The following is a 19,451-nucleotide window of genomic DNA, read 5'->3' on the forward strand; positions in this document are numbered from 1 at the left end:
AGGCGCCCCACCGTTGCCTTCCGACTCCGTCTGTCCGATGCAGGCCTGATCGCCCTTGCTCTCATCCAAGCCATGCTCAGCCACACCAACGGAACCCGATGGCTGCGCTCACACCCGTACCCGCGCTCACACCCGCACTCACCTGACCGCGCCCTCATCCGCTACCTGGCCACCGACATCAGCGCCTGGACCGACAACATCCGGGGCCTGCGTCTCCACCTGGTCCGCACCCCGAGCACTCTGCCGGTGGCCTCCGCCTCGATCGGCACCAAAGCCGACGAACGCACCATCCTGATCGGGATGTTCGAGAAGGATCCTGGTCTTCGTGCTCAGCGCCCAGGACAGGTACTGAGTGCGGAACTGAGCGCGGACAAGAACCACTATGGGCGGGTATTCGAGCAGCCGCCGGCCCGGGCGGGGCCGTGCTTGCTCCGCTCCGGCCCGTGAGGGAGAGTCCTCACGGGCCGGAGCGGAGTTCTACCGACCGTGCGGCACGGTGATCGCGTTGATCAAGCAGATCTTCGTCAGACCTTCATCAGACCTTCAAGGGCCAACCGGGTCTGGAACGGCACGGGGGTCGCACTTCGGGCGGGGCGATCGTCCGGGTGTTCCAGCGGGTCCTGGCGCCGATCGCGGCCATTTGGCACAGCGACCGCGCCGGCCGGCCGGCGCGGTCCTACGTTCCCTGACCGCCTACGAGCACTGGCCCCTTGGAATTTTCCTCTAGACCGAGGCCTTGGTGGCCGGGTCCTTCCCCTCGGATCCGGGTCCCGATCCGGATTCTGGTCCGGGTTCCGGTGCCGGGCCGGTGGCGTCGGCCTTCGCTCCGGCGAGCCCTTTGTCGTCCTGACGGAGCAGCCAGGTGAGTCGGGGCTCCACCGCCCACCCCAAGGCCTTGCGTACCCAAGGGGTGCACAACAGCAGGGTGAGCCCGGCGCCGAGCGCGACGGTGGTGGCCAGCCCCACGGGCCCGGACATCACGTCGTGCCAGGGGGAGGCCTTGAGCACGAGCAGGATCACGGAGTGACCCAGGTACACGAACAGGGTGTAGGTGCCCAGCGACGTGAACCAGGTGCGCCGCTTGGGGGTGAGCGCGAGCATCGCGAACGTCATGGCCAGTGCGATGGCCATGAAGAGCATCCGGATGAAGATACTCGGCATGAGGGGGTCGATGTCGCGGTCGGTGAGGCTGTCTCGCCAGAACAGCCAGTCCCTGCTGAAGCGGTCGGAGACCGGCGCGGCGAGGACGGCCGTCGCCAACATGACCACCACGGAGCAGATCCGCACCCAGAGCCGGTCCAGGTAGGCGAAGTGCTCACGGCGCAGGCTGAGCCCCAGCACGAAGAAGGGCAGCAGGCTGAGCACACGACCCACGGACAGGGTGGTGCCCAGGTCCGTCGTCGTGGCGAAGAGCGAGATGGTCAGGGAGATGGCCACGGGCCAACGCAAGCGCTGCCACACCGGAACGGTCAGCCGCCACACGAAGAGCGCCACCAGGAACCAGAGGGTCCAGGTGGGCTTGAGGATCGACAGGGTGTCGGGAAGACCACCGCGCTCGATCGCGTAGAACGTCTGGTGCAGGGTCCAGAAGATGAGGTAGGGCACCGCCAACGACAGGAACAGCTTCTCCACTCGCTTCGACGACGCGTCGAAGGACCGCGAGAGGTAGCCGCTGATCATGATGAACGCGGGCATGTGGAAGAAGTAGATCCAGTAGTAGAGGGCACTGGAGGGCCCGTAGTCGGTGAGCGGTTCGATCGCGTGGCCGATGACGACCAGGGCGATCAGGATGAACTTGGCGTTGTCCAGACGGGCGTCACGACCGGGTGCGTTCTCCGGTGGGCGGGCGTTCGGTGAACCAGGGCTCACGCCGCGCCGGTCCCCTTTCGCTCGCGGGGTTGTCGGACTGGTCAAGGATGAGGCCACCAGGGACTCCGTCGTACGGGGATGTGGGGTTTGTTCTTCGCCGTCCTGGACTCGTCGGTCGGGGGGACGGCGCCGACCTGCCAGGTGTTGCGGGAGACCGGCCGGTCCGGTGCCGTGTGGCGCGCGTCGGGGGCGCCGAGGGAGTGTCGGCGAACATGATCCGTTACCTTACTGAGACATGAACGTGTCCGCCAGTGGTTTGCACGAATCCGGCAAAAGTTCACAGAATCGGTCGCATCCCCCGAAAACGGTGCGGAGCGGGCTCCGGCGGGCCCGCGCGGGAGATGGCTTACCGTGTGCAGACCCTAACCCATGGCACTTACCGGTGCGCCCGAGGTACCCATCATGGGACCTATGAACGGGACGCGCCGGTGTGAATCCGCGACCTTCCCAAAGATAAGGTGCAGGAAGGCGGCTGTTCCCCTTGCAGCCTCTGCCAGGACGAGAACGAAGAAGGCGGTGGAAACCGTGCCGCACGCGGTGGACCCCAACCGTGCCGCTCAGCACGGAAGCGTGGTCATGAGGCTCCTCGACGAGATCTTCCCGCTCGTGGAGGGGGTCTACGTCGATCTGCACAAGAACCCGGAGCTCTCGCACTCCGAACAGCGCACCGCCAGTGTCGTCGCGGAATGGCTGTCCCGAACCGGCTACGAGGTCCACAAGGGCGTCGGCGGAACCGGTGTGGTCGGGATCCTGCGCAACGGCCCCGGGCCCACGGTGATGCTGCGGGCCGACATGGACGCGCTTCCCTTGGAGGAGAAGACCGGGCTGCCCTACGCCAGCACGGCCAAGGCGGTGGACGACGAGGGCACCGAGGTGCCCGTCATGCACGCCTGCGGCCACGACGCGCACACCGCCTGCCTGGTCGGTGTCGCGGACCTGCTGTCGGAGACCCGTCAGGAGTGGGCCGGCACCCTCATGATCGTGGCACAGCCGGGTGAGGAGACCCTCGACGGCGCACAGGGCATGATCGACGACGGTCTGTACGACCGGTTCGGACGCCCCGACGTCATCCTCGGCCAACACCTCGGCCCACAGCCCGCCGGACTCATCTCCCACCGCGCCGGCATCATCCTCGGCGCCGCCAACGCCTACCGGGTGCGCGTTTTCGGCGAGGGAGGACACGCCTCCCAGCCGCACACCACCGTCGACCCGGTGCTCATCGCGGCCAACATCGTCAGCCGCCTCCAAGGCGTGGTCTCCCGAGAGATCAGCCCCAGCGAGATGGCGGTTCTGACCGTCGGCAAGATCCAGGCCGGCACCAAGGCCAACATCATTCCCGACGAGGCGTACCTGGAGATCAGCACCCGGGCGCTGAACGAGAACGTCACCGAGCAGTTGGAACGGGCGATCGAGCGGATCGTGCGCGCCGAGGCCGCGGCCTCCGGTGCCGGTCGCGAACCCCGGGTCGAGCGCTTCCAGGGCAGTGGGGTCACCCACAACGACCCGACGAGCACCTCCGACGTCGCCTCCGCGCACCTCGCCTACTTCGGTGAGGAGTACGTCATCCACCTGCCGGACCCCTCCCCCTCCACCGAGGACTTCTGCCGCTTCGGTCTGCCCGAGGACCCGCAGCCCATCCCGTACGTGTTCTGGTTCGTGGGAGCCACCCCGCACGACGTGTGGGAGGCGGCCCCCGGTGACACGCCCTACGAGAAGATGGGCAACGTCCCGAGCAACCACTCGCCGTTCTTCTCGCCGGCCCGCGAACCCACGCTGCGGGCCGGGCTCGCCGCGATGACGGTGGCCGCCCTGTCCTACCTGGGCAGTGACAACCGGAACCCGTCGACGCCGAGTCTGCCGCCGACCGAGGTTCCGGCCGGACCGGCCTTCGCCGGGCCCGCCCCCACCGAGACCGCGGACCCGCGCGCCACCACCGGCGGTGGCGAGAGCATGGCCTCCTCCGGGGGCTACGCAGCCCCGGACCCAGTGTCGGACGGGTACATGGGCGTGCCCTCGGGGCCGCAGGACGCCTACCCGGGCTTCCCTCCGCCCTCCGAGAGCGGGTCGAACCCGCTCGCCGGGCCGCCCCCCACGGGGTCGCCGTTCGGTGAGAGCAACGATGCCTACGACAGCGCGTTCCTCGCCTCGTCCTGGCCGGCTCCCGACGAGCCCGCCGTGGAGTCCACAGCCGACGCCGACATGGGCGCGGTCATGGGCGAACAGGATCGGGAGCTACACGACGAGTGGCGCGGTGGCAGGGGAGGGGAGTCGACCCTGTCCGCGGACATGGCCGCCCTCATGGACGAGGAGGGCGCGCCTCCGCCGCCCTCCGGTCCTCCGGCCGGTCCGGCCTACGGTGGCCCGCCGCCGGTGGGTGGAGCGCACGACGCGCCCCCGCCCCCCGGGGCCGACGACGACGGACCCGACTCCCAGTACCGGTACTGACCGCGCGTGGGGGCCATCCCGTGGCGATGGGGTGACCCCCGTGTGCGCCGGTCCCTGCGGCATCACCGGGAAACACCCATTCTGGTGGGGTGTGTCCTGGTCACGCTGTTCACCATCGCGGGCGCGGTCAGTCGTGCCCTGTCCGGTGACCCCAACGAGCCGTTGCTGCTGCTGAGCATCCCCGCACTGGTGTACTTCGTGCGGGGCCAGCTCTACGCCCGCCAGCGGGTCAACGGGGTGCGCATCACCGAGGAACAGTTCCCCGAGGCGTACCGGATGGTGGTCGAGGCCGCCGAACGCTTCGGCATGCGCCAGGTGCCCGACGCCTACGTGGTGCTCGGCAACGGGGTCATCAACGCGTTCGCGTCCGGGCACGGGTTCCGCCGCTACGTCGCCGTCAACAGCGACCTGTTCGAGGTGGGAGCCCGTGACCCGGACGCGCTGCGCTTCGTGATCGGCCACGAGGTCGGCCACATCGCCGCCGGGCACACGTCGTTCTGGCGACAGTTCGGGGTGTCGGTCGCCAACGTCATCCCCGGGGTGGGCAGCACTCTGGGACGCGCGCAGGAGTACACCGCCGACAACCACGCCTACGAGTACTGCCCCGAAGGGGTCCAGGGGATGCGGATCCTGGCCGCGGGCAAGTACCTGTATCGGGACGTGGACTTCGACGACATCGCCGCACGCGCGCACACCGACACCGGGTTCTTCGTCATGCTGGTCAACCTGCTCTCCAGCCACCCGGTCAACACGTTCCGCTTCGACGCCCTGGCGGACCGTGCCCGACCCGGTCGCGTCCTTTGAGGCCTTCTGGCGCGGGTGGTCACGGGTGAACTCGCCGGTCCCGGTCGGCGCCCGGTGTTGTTAAGGCTCGATCGACCGTCCCTGCCACCCGGCCCTTCGGGATCCGGGGGGTGGCCTCCAGGGCCACCACCGAAAGTGTGACCCGTGTCATCCTCCGTGGGCGCGGTTCATCGGCCTGAGCACAGGAGAAGGATCGGTGATCATCCACGGAAGGATGCTTCGAGGCGCTATGACCCGAGATGTTCTTCTAGGCTGTGCCTCGTGCCTTGGTCGGAGATTCTTCCCCAGTTCAGTCTCACCGGGACCTTGTTGACGGTCCTGCTCCTGTTCTTCGCGGCGGTCGGTGAGCCGCTCCTCGGGAGACGCGCGTTCTCGTGGCTGTCCCGACGCGAGGGCGACGGGCGTGCCCTGGAACTGCTGTACGCCGTCACGATGGGCGTCCACATCCTGTGGGGCGTGCTCGTGCTGGCGGTGGTACTCACCTCGCCGGACCTGCACGCGGTGGACCTCGGTCTGCGCTTCCCCGACACGTGGGGACCGATCGTGGGTGGTGCCCTCGGCGGTCTGGTTGCGTTGGTCGTCTTCTGGTTGCTGGTCAACGGCATGCCCACCAAGGATCGTTACCCGGTCCTGGGAAAGCTGCCCGAGCTCGGCAAGGGGAAAGGGGAGAAGGGGAGCGACGGCGACGCGTCGGAGGAGTCGCGCGAGCGCAGGGGCCACCGTGGTCATCGCGGTCGCCGGGCGCCCGCCAAGCCCATGACGTTGCCCGATCCGGGCCGTCGCCAGTACCTGCTGCTGCCGCGCACCACCAAGGAACGCGTGCTGGCCGCGGGTATGGCGGTCACCGGCGGTGTGTTCGCCGAACTGCTCTACCGCGGACTGTTCATCGTCCTGGTGGCGACCATGGACGTGCCGCTGTGGATCGCCGCGGTCCTGTCGGTGGCGCTGTTCTCCCTGGCCCATCTCTACCAGGGCTGGTGGGGGCTGCTCAGCGCCGGTCTCTCCGGCACGCTCTTCACCATCCTGTACCTGGGCACGGGCAGCCTGGTCGTGCCCATCCTCGTGCACGTCGCCCTCAACCTGCGCTCGATCGTCTTCCCGCCGGCCTCGGAGTTGGCCAAGGCCGACGAGTACGTCGACTACGAGGACGACTACTACGACGACGAGTACGACGACGAGTACGACGACGCGTACGAGGAGGGGTACACCGGCGAGTTCGATGCGGTCGAAGGCGCACCGGAACCCCGGGAGACCACCGGGGTGATGCCGGCGCAGGGCCCGCCTCCAGGTGCTCCAGGGAACCCCTATGGTGCTCCGTCCTATCAGGAGCCTCGGCCCCAGAGGCACGGGTCCACACAGCCGCCCCCGCCACCACAACAGCCACAACCACCCCAACAGCCCTATCGGCAGGCTCCGCCCCCGAACACCCCCTACGGCGCCCCGCCGCCCCCGCCCGGGCACGCCCCCGGCGACTTCCTCTCCCACGACCCGAATCCCTATCCGGGGACCGGCCGTGACCAGGACGGGCGCCGACCCCACCCGGACGAGTGGATCGACCGACGCTACCGGCCCGGGAACGACACACCGGGGTCGGAGCCGACCGGTCGGGGCTGATCGGGCACGATGGAACGGTGTCCGACACCACCGACCATCACACCGCGCGTTCGCGGGAGCACCGTTACCGACTCACCACCTCCGACGGGGTGGGGATCGACGCCGTGCTGCTGCGCGGCATCGAACCCCGCACCACCGCCGTCGTCCTGGCCAACGGCTTCACCGGTAGCCATCAGAGCCCGCCCACCCGGGGTATCGCAGAGGGACTGATGTCCGTCGGCGACGTCATGACCTTCGACTTTCGAGGGCATCACGGCTCCGGTGGGCACAGCACCGTCGGCAACGCCGAGATCCACGACCTGGAGGCCGTCGTGGGCCGACTACGAGAGCTCGGTTACCACCGGATCGCCACCGTCGGGTTCTCCATGGGTGCGGCCGTGGCCATTCGCCACGCCGCCATCTACGGCGGAAGCACCGCGGTGGTCTCGGTCAGCGGCCCCAGCCGTTGGTACTACCGGGGCACCCGGGCCATGCGCCTGCTGCACCTGGGCATCGAGAGGACGCTGGGCAGGGCCATCCTCCGACGCTTGCGCAAGGTCAGGGTGACCGACCGGCACTGGAACCCGGTCCCGGCCGAACCGCGAGAGATCGCCGGCCAGATCGCGCCCGCGCCCCTGCTGGTGGTGCACGGCGACTCCGACGCCTACTTCCCCGTCACCCACGCCACGGCCATCTATGACGCGGCGCGTCACCCCAAGGACCTGTGGATCATCCCCGGCATGGGGCACGCCGAACGAGCGTTCGACCCCGCCCTCGTGTCCCGTCTGCGCGAATGGCTCGACGAACGGCTCCACGAACGGAGCGCCGGAACGAACCGGGACGAAGAGGGTGTTTAGACAGTGCGTGTCAACCCCGGTACAAAGGGGGGATGATCCGATCAGGTTCTTCCTCTGGGAGCGGTACCTCCCCCGCTGACCTCCCTGGGCTGAGGGGACGCGGATTCACGCTCCTCATCCTGGCCACGGCGGTGGGCCTGTGCGGCTTCGCGGCGGTGCTGCCGCTGGTACCCCTGTGGGCCTCCCGCGGTGGTGCCGGCGAGTTCGGTGCCGGGGCCACCACGGCCGTGTTCATGCTCACCACGGTCCTGACCCAGTTGGGCATGCCCTGGCTGCTGGACCGGGCCGCCGGTTACCAGTGGGCGTTCCCGGTCGGCGCGCTCATCATGGGCCTGCCGACACCGTTGTTCGCCCTCACCACCGACCTCGGCCCGCTCATCGCCGTGTCGGCGGTGCGGGGTATCGGGTTCGGCATGGTGACCGTGGCCGGCACCGCGTTGGCCGCCCGCCTGGTGCCCCCGGCCCAGGTCGGCAGGGCCACCGGCTACTACGGGCTGGCCGTGGGGCTGCCACAGGTCGTCATCCTGCCCGGCGGGGTGGCGCTCGCCCTGCAGTTCGGCTTCGACACCGCGTTCTGGCTCACCGGGATCTGTGGTGTGGTGGCCGCCGCGCTGTCCTCTGGGATCCTGTTCGCCGACGGTGGCCGCAACCGGGCCGTGCTCCGCTACGGGGGAGAGGCCTCCGAGGACGCGCGACCGGCACCTCGTGGCCTGCCCCTGTTCGCCGCCTTGGCCGCGCCGTTGGTCCTGATGCTGGTGCTGTCCTCGGCCGCCAGCGGGATCGTCACCTTCCTCGCCATCCCCTTGGAAGAGTCGGCCTGGCTGGTCAGCGCCCTGCTGGCCGGATACGCGCTGTTGTTGGTGACCGGGCGTTGGACCGCCGGGGTGCTGTTCGACCGGCACGGCCGTACGATCCTGCTGCTGCCCGGAGCGATCGTCGCGGTGTCGGGCATGGGACTGCTCGCGACGGGCCTGTGGAGCAACGGCGACGCCGCCCCCGGCGCGACGACGGCCGCGCTGGTGCTCTCGGGCGCCGCCCTGTTCGGTCTGGGCTTCGGCGCGGTACAGAACGAGACCGTCACCGTGATGCTGGAGCGGGCCGGTCCGACCGGACACGGGCGGGCCAGCGCGGTGTGGAACATCGGCTACGACGCCGGCACCGGCGCGGGCTCCGTCGGATTGGGCCTGGTGATCCAGCTGCTCGGCTACGGGCCGGCGTTCGCGGTGGTCACCGTCGCCCTCGCCGCGGTCGTCCCCTTGGCCCTGCGCCGATCCCGCTGACCGGTGTGGGGTGGGGGAACGCCCCGATCAGTAGGAGCTGATGTGCACGTGGTCGTAGTGGTTCTGGGTCAGGTCGCCGCGGTCGTTCATGAACGTCCACTGGCGTGAGGTCGACTGCCAGATCTGCTGTTCCCAGATGATGTACTTGATGCCCATCCGGTCGGCGTTGGCGATGCCGTAGTCGGCGATCTGGGTGCCCAGCTGACGGTTGGCCTCGGTGGGGGAGGCACCGTTGGCGCTCATCATGAAGTCGCAGGCCCGGCCGTCACCGTGGTCGTCGGCGCTGGGCCGGTAGCAGCCCACGGGGAAGGGCGCGCCGAACTCCATGATGATCTCGTCGCGAATGGCCGCCATCCGGGGCTGGGTCTGCTCCCAGCCACCGCCGCGGGCGCTGTCGGGGATGGAGCCGTCGCCGGGGGTCTCGGGGACCTGCTCGGCCTCGTACTCGGCGATGCGCTCGGTGACCTCCTCGCGCTCCTCCTCGAGGGTGTCGATGAGGTCGGAGGCCTCCGACAGCTCGCCCTGGAGTTCCTCGGTGACCGTGGCCTGATCGTCGCGCAGGTCGATGAGGTCGGTGATCTCCTCGGCCTGGCTCTCGCCCAGGTAGTCGACGGTCGCGGCGTCGACGAACATCTCCTCCGGTTCACTGGAGAAAACGATCTGCAGGGTCGGGTCGAAGCCGTCGCTCTTGTATCGGGCGGCGGCGATGGCGGACACCCCGGTTCGCGAGCTCTCCAGGCGCTCCTCGAGTTCTTCGAGGGTCTCCTCGGCCTCGTCCACCCGCTCCTTGATCTCGGTGAACTGGAGCAGTTCGCCGTCGTAGGACTCCTCGAGCTCCTCGGCGCGCTCGGTCAGTTCGTCGATGTCCACGTCGTCCGGGTCGGCGTGGGCCACCCCGGACAGGCTCAGGAGGGTCGCGGCACCGACGGTGGCGGCGGCCAGTGACAGGACACGTCGTGAGGCGGTGCGGGGAGTGGAAGTCATGTGGGCTCCGGCGATGGTCTGAGTGTGTCGGCCATGCCCGGGGACGGTCCGTCTGCCGTCACGGGAGGGGCGGAGGTACCTCAGCCGACCATACGAGATCGTGGTGTTATGTGCACTGTGAGTTGACTCGTGATGATGAGGAGGAGAGAGCGGGGTCTGTCCGAAGATACCCGGAGAGTACGACCACAACGGCACGTACCGGCCGGTCGGGGAGGGGGCCTCGGGGCCGGAGTGGCCCAGAGGTGGGTCGAGCGAGGATCAAGCGTTGCCGCCGAAGGCGCTGGGCAACCGCACCGTGGTGGTCGGCGCGGGCTTCTCCGCGGGCAGGAACCAATCCGAATGACGGATGTCGCGCAGCGCCCGCTTGCGGTCCTCGGGGGAGAGCCGGTCGATGTAGAGCATGCCGTCCAAGTGGTCGGTCTCGTGCTGTAGGCACTGCGCCATGAGCCCGGTGCCCTCCACGGTGATCGGCTCGTTGCGCAGGTCGACGCCCTTGACCACGGCCCTCTGCGCGCGCTCGGTGTGGTACCAGAGGCGGGGGATGGACAGGCAGCCCTCGTCGCAGTCCTGGAGTTCCTCGGACAGCTCCACGATCTCGGGGTTGATCACGTACCCGATGCGATCCTCGACGGCGTAGCTGAACACCCGTGAGCCCACGCCGATCTGGGTGGCGGCCACGCCGGCCCGCCCGGGAGCGTCGACGGTGTCGAGCAGGTCCCGCACCAGCTTCTCCGTGCGCTGGTCGAACGTGGTGACGGGGGTGGTCTTGGTGACGAGGACTGGATCGCCGAATCGGACGATGGGGCGCATGGTCATACGACCCAGAATAGTCGTGGGGCATGACCGAGGGATACCGAGGGAGACGGCCGCGGCGTGGAAGGCGCCCAAAGGGGGCCCTGGCTCAGGTGGCCAGACCGGGGCGCAAGGACTCGTCCAGAACCATCTCGATGTAGTCCAGGGCGGCGCGACGACGGGCCAGCGCGCTCTCGTACAGGGAGGGCGACCGGGCGCCGCGACGCACCCGCAGGCACTCGTTGACGATGCGCTGCCAGCGCTCGGGGAAGGCGTGCAGCGCGTAGGCGCCCGCGCCGGACTTGGAGGTGATCTCACCGGTCTTGAGGGTGAAGTGCAGGCGGCTCACGCTGAGCACGCTCCAGGAAGGGGCGAGGGAGCCGAGTACGGCAAGTCCGCGTGGTGTGACCAGGCGTCCGGCCTTCTCCCGCCAGCGACGCCACTGCTCGTCCAACGACCCCAGCGACCAGGTGCGCAGGCTCTCGGGTTCGTCCCAAACGTCCAGTTCGGCCGGGTGGGGGCCGCGGACGGTGACACCGAGTTCGGCCAGAACGTGCCAGGTCACCGGGTTGACGTCGGCGCTCGCGCGGGTGCGGAAACGACCGTTGATGACGGAGGGGACGGGGTCGCACGCGGAGGGATCGCGTCCCAGTTCGGCCCAGGTGACGTGGATTCCGTTGAACTGCGGAGCGGGCACCTGGTGTCTGGTCCGGTGGTGGATGCGGCGCAGGGCGTCGAGTTCCTCCTCCACCGGATGGCGCTCGGTGACGATGACGAAGTCGACGTCGCTGGTGTGCGGACGGAAATCGCCGAGAGCGACCGAGCCGGTCAGGTACAGGCCCTGGACCAGGCCGGGGGCCTCATGGTCGGCATTGGCGAGAAAGGCCTGGGTCAGCGTCTGCACCCGAGGGTGGACGGCCATGCTCACTCCAGTCTGGACGGCTCTCTGGACGGCTCTGAGGTCGCGAGTGCTCACGGATGTGGGGGATGCGACGGTACACCTGTCGGCGGCGCCGGCTCGCAGTGACGGAGGTGGACCGGGCGATGGAGGCCCGACGGAGTCACCCCGTCGAGTTCAAGTGTGGTCGGCGTCGGGGCGGGTTGGCAAGTGATGACACCGGACTCGCACCCTGTCTCCCCACGTCAAGTGGTGTGCGGGTACGGGGGCATGGGGGAGTTCGCACCCTTGACGCGGAGCCTTGGCCCGTGGTAGCCGAAGTCGGCCTGCCTCGGGCGGGCGCGTAGCGGTTTTCCGGGGGTGCGCGAGGGGTGCCGGTGGCGCGCGCACCGAGCGTGACCGCAGGTCCCCGGGCCGATGGAAATGTCCTGAGCATTCCCTGGCACGTGCAAATGTCTCGTGCATTTGCATTCGCGCAGACATGGAGTGATTTCTCTGGAGAAGTCGCGCTGAAGTTGTGCGCGACCTCGCCTCTGGGTGAGGGGAGTGTGGTGTTCGACAACTTTCGGCGATTGGAGGCCTGGCGGGTTTCTCCCAGAAAAAGGAGGTTGTCGCAGATCAACCCTGTTGTCAGGGTTTCGGGTGGGTGCTTCGTGAGGCGCCCGAGCGGGAGAGGGCGACCGGCGCCACTTTCCCGAAAGTGGACAGGGCGTCGGTTTTGGAGGATTGTTATGGTTCACCAATGAATCCCCTGGTGATAACCATAGCAGCCATTGCTCACTGTTCTTCGTCACGTAACACCGGAGAACCTCCCCGAAACCGCACCTCATTACGTTCGGTGGGCAACGGCGGTTCATGAAGCGATTCCAAGGAGCCATGGATGGTCCCCACGATGGTCCTCGTAGCCGATGATTCGCGTGACGCGCAGCGCCGGGAGGCCCTGCGCGGGCTGGCCGAAGCGGTCGCCGAAAGAGGTGAGGTACCCGTCACGGCGGCCTTCGGAAGTCCCGCCGAGGTCGACAAGAGGATCCGCTCCGTGAGCGGGCCCAAGGTGGTGGTTCCCGCCTTCGTCGCAGGTGGGGACGTCGCCAGTTCCCACATGTTCTCCCGGCTCGACCTCACCCGGATGGAGGACTCCTGCCGGACCACGCCGCTCGGGGCGGTTCCTTCGATCGTCGCCGACCTGGCCGGCCGCCTCGCCGAGTCCGGGTGGCGCGACGAGGACGGTGTGCTCCTGGCCGCGGACGGCACCACCGGCACCGAGGAACGCCAGGTGGTCATGGACGTGGCCCGGATGCTGAGCCGGCGCCTCGATTCTCCGGTCCAGGTCGGCTATCTGCGCACCTGGGCGCCGTCGGTCCACGACGCCGTCGACCGGCTGCGTCGCGACGGGCGCGAGCGCGTCGCCGTCGCCGCCTGGCACCTGGTGGAGGGTCCGGACTTCGACCTGCTCCGCGAGCTCGACGTCACCGCCCTCACCGCACCGCTGTGGCCGTCCGACCTGGTCGTGGACACCCTGCTCGCCCAGCATCGGGCCGCCAAGAGGCGTCTCACCTGACGTGTACGAACGGACACCCTCGATGACGGAAAGAATACGAAGCGTCGAGGTTTCCGTTACCCGGACCGTCGAGATGGGTATATGCCTCAGGGGCGGGAACTTCCCGTATCCGCGGCATGCCCTTCGCCGCCGTGTCGACACCCACGCGGTGCGGCGACGGTCCGGGCGGCTCCCTTCCCGAAGCGGGGCGGACGCGACGGCTCGGCGCCCGGACCTCGACGAGTTTCGAGGGGCCGAATCTAAGGTGGATCCATGAACGACGTCACAGCGCGGTTCGTCGACGAACGGCAACGCCGTCGGCTGGTGCGACGCTTCGGCGACCACGTCGTCGACTGGTTGGCCGGGCTGCCCTCGGTCGTCGAGAAGCTGGCCGCGCAGTGGCGACTCACGGTGGAGGGCCCGGCCCCGCACGGCCGTACCTCCGTCGTCCTCTACGTTCGCCGCGCCGACGACACCGAAGGCGTCCTGAAGCTCTCCCCGGACGGTGGCCTGGCCGTGGCCGAGGCGGGTCTGCTGCGCATGTGGGGTGGTTCCCGGAGGGTGCCCGACGTGTGGGCGCTCGACGCCGGTCATGGCGCCATCCTGATGGAACGCGTCGAGGGCGACACGGTCGCCGCCGGCGGCGTGGTCCCGCCCATGGAGACCATCGGCGGCCTCATCGCCCGGCTGCACGGAGTGGAGGTGAGCCCGGCCCAGCGCGCGGAGCTGCGACCGGTCACCGCGCGCGTGCAGTTCCTCTTCGACCGGTGGAGCCGAGAGCGTTCGGAGGGCCCGGCGGCCGAGATCGTCCCCGCCGCCCTGATGCACCGTGGCAGTGCCCGGGCCCGTGACCTGGCCAACGGGGAGGTCGACGTCGTCCCCCTCCACGGTGACCTGCACCCGGGCAACGTCATCGACGGCGGCCCACGGGGACTGGTGGTCCTGGACCCGCAGGCCTGCCTCGGTGACGGTGCCGTGGACGCGGTCGACTGGGTCCTGTGGAAGGCCACCGACCTCACCGAGGTGGAGCGTCGCGTGGGCGTGCTCTCCCAGGCCATGGCGGTGGACGGAGACCGGTTGCTGGAGTGGGCGCGCGCGTTCGCTCCGTGCATGGCGGTCGCCAGGGCCAACCGTGGCCAGGTCGGCTCCCCCGAGTTCGACCTGCTCCTGAACCTGTGCCGGGTGCCCGCCTGACACACCCGCGACGCCGGAGTGAGGGATGCGTCCAGGGAACGGTCAGGTGTCGCGTTCGAAGCGGTAGCCGCGGCCGGCCTCGGTGATCAGGTGCCGGGGGCGGGAGGGGTCCGGTTCGAGCTTGCGCCGCAGCTGGGCCAGGTATACCCGCAGGTAGTTGGTCTCGTTCTGGTAGGCGGGACCCCACACGTCGTGCAGCAGGCGGCGCTGGCTCACCAGACGACCGACGTTGCGGGCCAGGATCTCCAGGATGTGCCACTCCGTGGGGGTCAAGCGCACCTCCTCGCCGTCGCGCAGCACCCGCTTGGCGCCCAGGTCCACCTCGAAGGCCTCGGTCCGCACTACCGGGGCCTCCTCCACCTGGACCGCGCGACGTTCGGCGGCACGCATCCGGGCCAGCAGCTCGTCCATCCCGAACGGCTTGGTCACGTAGTCGTCCGCGCCCAGGTCCAGGCAGCGCACCTTCTCACCGGCCGAATGGCGGGCCGACAGCACGATGATCGGCACCTGTGTCCACCCGCGCAGCCGTTGGATGACCTCCACACCCTCCATGTCCGGTAGTCCCAGGTCCAGCAACACCAGCGTGGGCAGGTGCTCCTCCACCAGACGAAGCGCACTCGCCCCGTCTCCGGCGGTGTCCACGGCATAACCCCGGGCTCGCAGATTGATCCGCATCGCGCGGATGATCTGCACGTCGTCGTCAACGACCAGGACCCGCATCGGCCCGCCTCTCGTCTTCCTCGTCAACCGGCGTCACCGCACACAATGTGATCACCATCGTCAAACCGCCGCCCGGCGTGTCCTCGGGGGCCAGGGTGCCGTGCATCGCCTCAACGAAACCACGGGCGACGGCCAACCCCAGCCCCACGCCTGTGCCCTGGGGTGCGTCGCCCAACCGCTGGAACGCCTCGAACATCCGCTGCTTGGCCTCGTCCGACACCCCCGGGCCCCGGTCCACCACCCGCAGCTGCACGTACCCCTCGTGCGCGCTGGCCGAGACCAGTACCGGTGAGCCGGGGACCGGGTTGTAGCGCACCGCGTTGGTCACCACGTTGGCCATCGCACGCTCCAACAGTCCCGCGTCCACCCGCACCCGAGGCAGATCGTGCGGCACGTCGACCACCACCGAATCGCCCGGAATCCCCAGTAGGGTCGCCGACAACACGTCGTCCAGGTTCTCCGGCCGCAGGCGCGGAACCACACTCTCGGTCTGCACCCGGCTCATGTCCAGCAGGTTCCCGATGAGCCGGTTCAGCCGGTCCGCCGATTCCTCCACGGTTTCGAGCAGCTCGGCCCGATCCTCGGCGGACAACTCGATGTCGGTGGCGCGCAGGCTCGACACACTCGCCTTGATCGAGGTCAACGGGGTGCGCAGGTCGTGCGAGACCGCCGCGAGCAGTGCGGTGCGCATCCGGTTTCCGGCCGCCTGGGCACGGGCCTCCGCCGCGTCCCAGGCCAGACGCTGGTGTTCCAGGGCGATGCCCACGTGGGTGGCGAACGCGCCGAGCACCCCGCGGTCGGCGGCGGGCAGGACCCGGCCCCGCAACGCCAGGACGATGCTGTCGGACACCGGCACCAGCGCGTCCGAGTCCTCCGGTGAGTCGCACGCCGGGGCGCCCACGCTGTGCACCGGATGCCAACGGTCGTCGTCCAACCGTTCCAGAAGGGTCGCCGAACGTTGTCCGAAGGTCTCCCGGATCCGCCGCAGCAGCGCCTGTAGGGGCTCGTTACCGGCCAGCACGCTCGCGGCCAGCACCGCGACGGCGTCGGCCTCGGCGCGGGCGCGCACCGCCTGGGCCGAGCGGCGGGCGGCCATCTCCACCATCACCGCCACCAGGGAGCCGACCAGGAGCAGCGCGGTCATCGCCAGGAAGTTGTCGACCGACACCGAGGGTCTGTCGTGCAACGGCGACAACAGCACGGTGAGCAGCACCGCGCTCCACAACGCGGAGGCGATCGCAGGACGCAGACCGCCCACCGCGGCGGTCACCATCGTGATGAGCAGCAGGAACAGCGGGTCGGAGGCCGGGCCGACCTCCGAGAAGACCGGCAGCGCCAGGACGAGGGTGACCAGCGGCGGAGCCATCAACGAAAGCGTCCACCCCCACACGCGGCGGTGTTCGTTCAGCCCTCGTCCCGGGGCGGGCAGCAACCACCGTCCGCCGCCCACCTCCTCGTGTGTGACGATGTGCACGTCGATGTCGCCGGAGTCGCGGGCCACTATCGCGCCCACGCCCGGACCGAACACGTACTGCCAGGCGCGCCTGCGCGAGGAGCCCAGGACGATCTGGGTGGCGTGCGCGCCCCGGGCGAACTCCAGCAGCGCCGACGGCACGTCCGTCCCCACCACCTGGTGGTAGGTGCCGCCCAGTTCCGCGAGCAGCCGACGTTGGCGCAGGAGTTCTCCGGTGGGTCGTTCTCCCAGACCGCTGGGCGGGATCACGTGCACCGCGATCAGGTCGCTGGGTTGCGGACGACCACCGCGGGAACGGTCGGCGACCCGTGCCGCCCGTCGGATCAGCGTCTCGCCCTCGGGTCCGCCGGTCAGCGCCACGACGACCCGTTCCCTGGCCTCCCAGGTGTCCCGGATCTCGTGCTCGCCCCGGTACCGGGAGAGTCCTTCCTCCACCCGGTCAGCGGTCCACAACAGCGCCAGTTCCCGCAGCGCCGCCAGGTTGCCCTCGCGGTAGAAGTCGGCGAGGGCGGCGTCCACCCGTTCGGCGGGGTGCAGGTCGCCGCGGGCCATGCGTCGGCGCAGTTCCTGCGGGGTGACGTCGACCAGTTCGATCTCCTCCGCCGAACGCACCACCCGGTCGGGCACGGTGTGCTCGGGACGCACCCCGGTGATCTGGTGGACGACGTCGTACAGCGACTCCAGGTGGTGGATGCCCACGGTGGAGAGAACGTCGATCCCGGCGGCGAGCAGCTCCTCCACGTCCTGCCAGCGGGTCGGGTTGGGCGCCCCCGGTGGGTTGGGCCTTGCCAGGTCGTCGACGACGACGAGTTCGGGGGAGCGGGTGATGACGGCGGCGGTGTCCATGGCCCCAGAGCTGTGCTCGGGAACGGTTTCGAGCCCACGCAGCAGGGCCGACGTGTGGACCCTGCGGTGGGTGTGCACCGCGCCGATCACGATGTCGGTGCCGTGTTCGGCCCGGCGACGGGCTTCGGTCAGGGCGTGGTGGGTGGTGCCCACCCCGGGTGCCGAACCCAGGTGGATGCGGAGTCGTCCTTTCACGCCCCCATTGTCGACGGCTTCGGGGGCGCGGGGTGCGGGAACGGCCATGATCCGCGCGCGGGGAGCCCACGGCGGGCGGCTCGCCCTGGAGGGTGAACGCGCCTGCTCGGTCGGGACATCGGCCTGTTCCGGCCAATGACGGTGATGGCCGTGAGTGTGGGCCCGGGTGTCTCCCGTGTCGGATAAGACTGGAGTTCCCCGGAACATTCCGGATCACAACAGCCGACACGAGGACGACGAGGTTCCCCCATGGGTCAGCCCCCGCCCGGTCCGCAGGGACCATTCCCCGGACAGCCCGGACAGCCGCCGCAGGGTCCTCCGCCCGGGTACGGGCAGTATCCGCCGCAGGGACCGCCGTCCGGGTACGGGCCGCAGCCCCCACAAGGCCCGCCGCCCGGGTACGGGCAGTACCCGCCGCAGAGTCCGCCGCCCGGGTACGGGCCGCAGGGGCCCGGCGGCCCGGAGCGGCCCAAGAAGAAGACCGGTCTGATCGTCGGCGGTGCCATCGGCGCGGTCGTACTGATCGCGGCGATCGGCGGGATCGCGGCGTGGGCGGCCTCCGGCGGTGAGTACGTCTCCATGCCCGACGACTGCGCACTCGTGTTCGAGGGCAACTCGCTGGAGGGCTCCGACTTCGGTCCGATGCCCTCCTTCGATGGTGGCTTCGACCCGGACGGTGGCTCCTCCGACGGCTCCTACGGGGAGATGTCGTGTGAGGGCGACTCCGGCGACCTGATGGTCTCCTTCCACGTCGAGCTCTTCGACATGGAGCACCCCGACACCGAGGAACAGCTCCAGGAGATCCTGGAGGAGGAGTTCGACCCGGTGGAGGAGTTCGGGGCGGACGCCACCGAACCGGGTGTGGTCAGCGACCTCGACCTGGACTACGGCCCCCAGGGGCAGGTCCTGTGGGACGAGAGCAGCATCGGTGAACGCGGCACGACCATGGTCTCGACCATGGACAGCAGTGAGTTCGGCGATAGCGGCAGCTTCGGCGCGAGCGTGTTCCTGTCGGGCAACGCGGTCGGCGCGGTCATGATCGCCGAGAACGGTGGTGGCGTCGACATCGAGACCGTGTACGCCACGATCGAGAGCAGCGCATCCGACCTGCAAAGCCGTATTTCGAGGGTCGCCGAGAAGTGACCCCTTTCGTTCGGCGGGTCCGAGGGTCTTCGGGCTCCGGTCCCACCGAACGAGTATCCCGACCGACCACCGAGACGGACGGAACCCACCCGTGAACACGCCCCTTCCGGAACCCGGCCGCTCACCCGAGCGGAGCCGCCGACGCCTTCCGTTCGCCCTGGCCGGCGTCGGCGCGGCGGCCGTGCTGGTCCTGGGCGGGCTCTACCTGTGGCCGGACGACACCCGGGACGAAGGCGTTTCCCTGCCTCGGGACTGCGCCGACCTGCTCCCGGTGGATCTGGCCGAACGTCTGCCCGGGGCCGAGGAGATCGAGTTGCGCGGCGAGATCCGGGACACGGTGGAGGAAGAGGACGTGCTCGAGGTCGCCCATTGCGAGGCGGCCGAGGACGTCGACGGCGACACCGCCCACTTCAGCCTCCAGGTGGTGCTGTACGACCCCGCCGAGGAGGAGAGCGTGCGCCGTATGCGGGAGTCCGTCGCCCAAGGACGACTGGCCCGTGAGGACGACGACTTCGAGTCGGAGTACGGCGACCCGCCGATGCGCGCGGTGGAGTGGCGTCCGCTGTCGGTGGGCGACGGGGGATACGCCACGGCGTCCGGACCGGTGGACGAGGAAGGGAGCGACGAGCTGTGGTCCTCCCTGGAGTACTCGTTCGACAACGCGCGGGTGAGCCTTTTCCACCGTACGGATGGTCGGGTGGATCCCGTGGAGGACCTGGACGCCCTGGAGGACCTGGCCGTCGAGGTCACCGAACGGCTGGGCGGGTAGGGGCTCGCGGGTCCCTACCCGCCCCGGGTTCACCGGTCCCGCGGGAGCGGG

Annotated in this window: 15 protein-coding genes and 1 pseudogene; 10 read left to right on the top strand and 6 right to left on the bottom strand. The window is 69.5% G+C overall.

What is annotated here, in order from left to right; genetic code table 11:
* A pseudogene (locus NLI01S_RS14455) lies at positions 1–447 on the top strand (IS982 family transposase); the annotation flags it as partial.
* A gap of 276 nt (positions 448–723) precedes the next feature.
* On the opposite strand, the gene NLI01S_RS14460 reads toward NLI01S_RS14455, so the two are convergent.
* Positions 724–1,869 (bottom strand): acyltransferase family protein, encoded by a 1,146-nt coding sequence (locus NLI01S_RS14460; protein ID WP_223809247.1) that lies wholly within the window; start codon positions 1,867–1,869, stop codon positions 724–726.
* A gap of 516 nt (positions 1,870–2,385) precedes the next feature.
* Between NLI01S_RS14460 and NLI01S_RS14465 the strand changes: the two genes are divergently transcribed.
* From NLI01S_RS14465 to NLI01S_RS14485, 5 genes are all read left to right on the top strand, one after another.
* Positions 2,386–4,314, top strand: coding sequence for an amidohydrolase (locus NLI01S_RS14465; protein ID WP_067604640.1), 1,929 nt, complete (start codon positions 2,386–2,388; stop codon positions 4,312–4,314).
* Between the two features lie 42 nt (positions 4,315–4,356).
* Positions 4,357–5,118: a M48 family metallopeptidase gene (locus NLI01S_RS14470; RefSeq protein ID WP_067604740.1), complete on the top strand. Its 762-nt coding sequence runs from the start codon at positions 4,357–4,359 to the stop codon at positions 5,116–5,118.
* 261 nt (positions 5,119–5,379) lie between these two features.
* A complete protein-coding gene (locus tag NLI01S_RS14475; RefSeq protein ID WP_067604641.1) occupies positions 5,380–6,732 on the top strand; it encodes a CPBP family intramembrane glutamic endopeptidase in 1,353 nt (450 codons plus the stop codon).
* Between the two features lie 17 nt (positions 6,733–6,749).
* Positions 6,750–7,568 (top strand): alpha/beta hydrolase, encoded by an 819-nt coding sequence (locus NLI01S_RS14480; RefSeq protein WP_067604742.1) that lies wholly within the window; start codon positions 6,750–6,752, stop codon positions 7,566–7,568.
* Between the two features lie 32 nt (positions 7,569–7,600).
* Positions 7,601–8,848 carry an MFS transporter gene (locus tag NLI01S_RS14485; protein ID WP_067604642.1) on the top strand — a complete coding sequence of 416 codons (1,248 nt, stop codon included), beginning with the start codon at positions 7,601–7,603 and terminating at the stop codon, positions 8,846–8,848.
* A 27-nt stretch (positions 8,849–8,875) separates the two neighbouring features.
* Here NLI01S_RS14485 and NLI01S_RS14490 read toward each other — a convergent pair whose 3' ends face one another.
* The 3 genes from NLI01S_RS14490 to NLI01S_RS14500 form a co-directional block, all read right to left on the bottom strand.
* Positions 8,876–9,832, bottom strand: coding sequence for a coiled-coil domain-containing protein (locus NLI01S_RS14490; RefSeq protein ID WP_067604643.1), 957 nt, complete (start codon positions 9,830–9,832; stop codon positions 8,876–8,878).
* Positions 9,833–10,090: 258 nt separating this feature from the next.
* Positions 10,091–10,648, bottom strand: a complete 558-nt coding sequence (gene def, locus NLI01S_RS14495; protein WP_067604644.1) for a peptide deformylase — start codon at positions 10,646–10,648, stop codon at positions 10,091–10,093.
* 85 nt (positions 10,649–10,733) lie between these two features.
* Positions 10,734–11,546 carry an aminoglycoside adenylyltransferase domain-containing protein gene (locus NLI01S_RS14500; protein WP_067604645.1) on the bottom strand — a complete coding sequence of 271 codons (813 nt, stop codon included), beginning with the start codon at positions 11,544–11,546 and terminating at the stop codon, positions 10,734–10,736.
* 856 nt (positions 11,547–12,402) lie between these two features.
* On the opposite strand from NLI01S_RS14500, the gene NLI01S_RS14505 reads away from it, so the two are divergent.
* Both NLI01S_RS14505 and NLI01S_RS14510 read left to right on the top strand, forming a co-directional pair.
* Positions 12,403–13,080 carry a sirohydrochlorin chelatase gene (locus NLI01S_RS14505; protein ID WP_067604646.1) on the top strand — a complete coding sequence of 226 codons (678 nt, stop codon included), beginning with the start codon at positions 12,403–12,405 and terminating at the stop codon, positions 13,078–13,080.
* A gap of 252 nt (positions 13,081–13,332) precedes the next feature.
* The gene (locus NLI01S_RS14510; protein WP_067604647.1) at positions 13,333–14,253 is read left to right on the top strand and encodes an aminoglycoside phosphotransferase family protein; all 921 of its coding nucleotides are present in this window, start codon (positions 13,333–13,335) and stop codon (positions 14,251–14,253) included.
* A 42-nt stretch (positions 14,254–14,295) separates the two neighbouring features.
* Here NLI01S_RS14510 and NLI01S_RS14515 read toward each other — a convergent pair whose 3' ends face one another.
* Both NLI01S_RS14515 and NLI01S_RS14520 read right to left on the bottom strand, forming a co-directional pair.
* On the bottom strand, positions 14,296–14,973 hold the full coding sequence (locus NLI01S_RS14515; protein ID WP_067604648.1) for a response regulator: 678 nt from the start codon (positions 14,971–14,973) through the stop codon (positions 14,296–14,298).
* Positions 14,954–17,536 carry an ATP-binding protein gene (locus NLI01S_RS14520; protein WP_067604649.1) on the bottom strand — a complete coding sequence of 861 codons (2,583 nt, stop codon included), beginning with the start codon at positions 17,534–17,536 and terminating at the stop codon, positions 14,954–14,956. Before NLI01S_RS14520 ends, NLI01S_RS14515 begins: the two co-directional genes overlap by 20 nt.
* Positions 17,537–17,737: 201 nt before the next feature.
* Here NLI01S_RS14520 and NLI01S_RS14525 point away from each other — a divergent pair, with 201 nt between their 5' ends.
* Together NLI01S_RS14525 and NLI01S_RS14530 are read left to right on the top strand one after the other, a co-directional pair.
* Positions 17,738–18,631 carry a hypothetical protein gene (locus NLI01S_RS14525; protein WP_223809249.1) on the top strand — a complete coding sequence of 298 codons (894 nt, stop codon included), beginning with the start codon at positions 17,738–17,740 and terminating at the stop codon, positions 18,629–18,631.
* A 91-nt stretch (positions 18,632–18,722) separates the two neighbouring features.
* Positions 18,723–19,400, top strand: coding sequence for a hypothetical protein (locus tag NLI01S_RS14530; protein ID WP_067604650.1), 678 nt, complete (start codon positions 18,723–18,725; stop codon positions 19,398–19,400).
* The last annotated feature ends 51 nt before the right edge of the window (positions 19,401–19,451 follow it).

This window comes from Nocardiopsis listeri NBRC 13360 (assembly GCF_001570765.1).
GTDB lineage: Bacteria > Actinomycetota > Actinomycetes > Streptosporangiales > Streptosporangiaceae > Nocardiopsis > Nocardiopsis listeri.

Excerpts from the sequence above, each read along its gene's own strand:
- NLI01S_RS14485 (WP_067604642.1), top strand. The coding sequence starts at position 7,601 with ATGATCCGATCAGGTTCTTCCTCTGGGAGCGGTACCTCCCCCGCTGAC.
- NLI01S_RS14490 (WP_067604643.1), bottom strand. The coding sequence starts at position 9,832 with ATGACTTCCACTCCCCGCACCGCCTCACGACGTGTCCTGTCACTGGCC.
- def (WP_067604644.1), bottom strand. The coding sequence starts at position 10,648 with ATGACCATGCGCCCCATCGTCCGATTCGGCGATCCAGTCCTCGTCACC.
- NLI01S_RS14500 (WP_067604645.1), bottom strand. The coding sequence starts at position 11,546 with ATGGCCGTCCACCCTCGGGTGCAGACGCTGACCCAGGCCTTTCTCGCC.
- NLI01S_RS14505 (WP_067604646.1), top strand. The coding sequence starts at position 12,403 with ATGGTCCCCACGATGGTCCTCGTAGCCGATGATTCGCGTGACGCGCAG.
- NLI01S_RS14510 (WP_067604647.1), top strand. The coding sequence starts at position 13,333 with ATGAACGACGTCACAGCGCGGTTCGTCGACGAACGGCAACGCCGTCGG.
- NLI01S_RS14515 (WP_067604648.1), bottom strand. The coding sequence starts at position 14,973 with ATGCGGGTCCTGGTCGTTGACGACGACGTGCAGATCATCCGCGCGATG.
- NLI01S_RS14520 (WP_067604649.1), bottom strand. The coding sequence starts at position 17,536 with ATGGCCGTTCCCGCACCCCGCGCCCCCGAAGCCGTCGACAATGGGGGC.
- NLI01S_RS14525 (WP_223809249.1), top strand. The coding sequence starts at position 17,738 with ATGGGTCAGCCCCCGCCCGGTCCGCAGGGACCATTCCCCGGACAGCCC.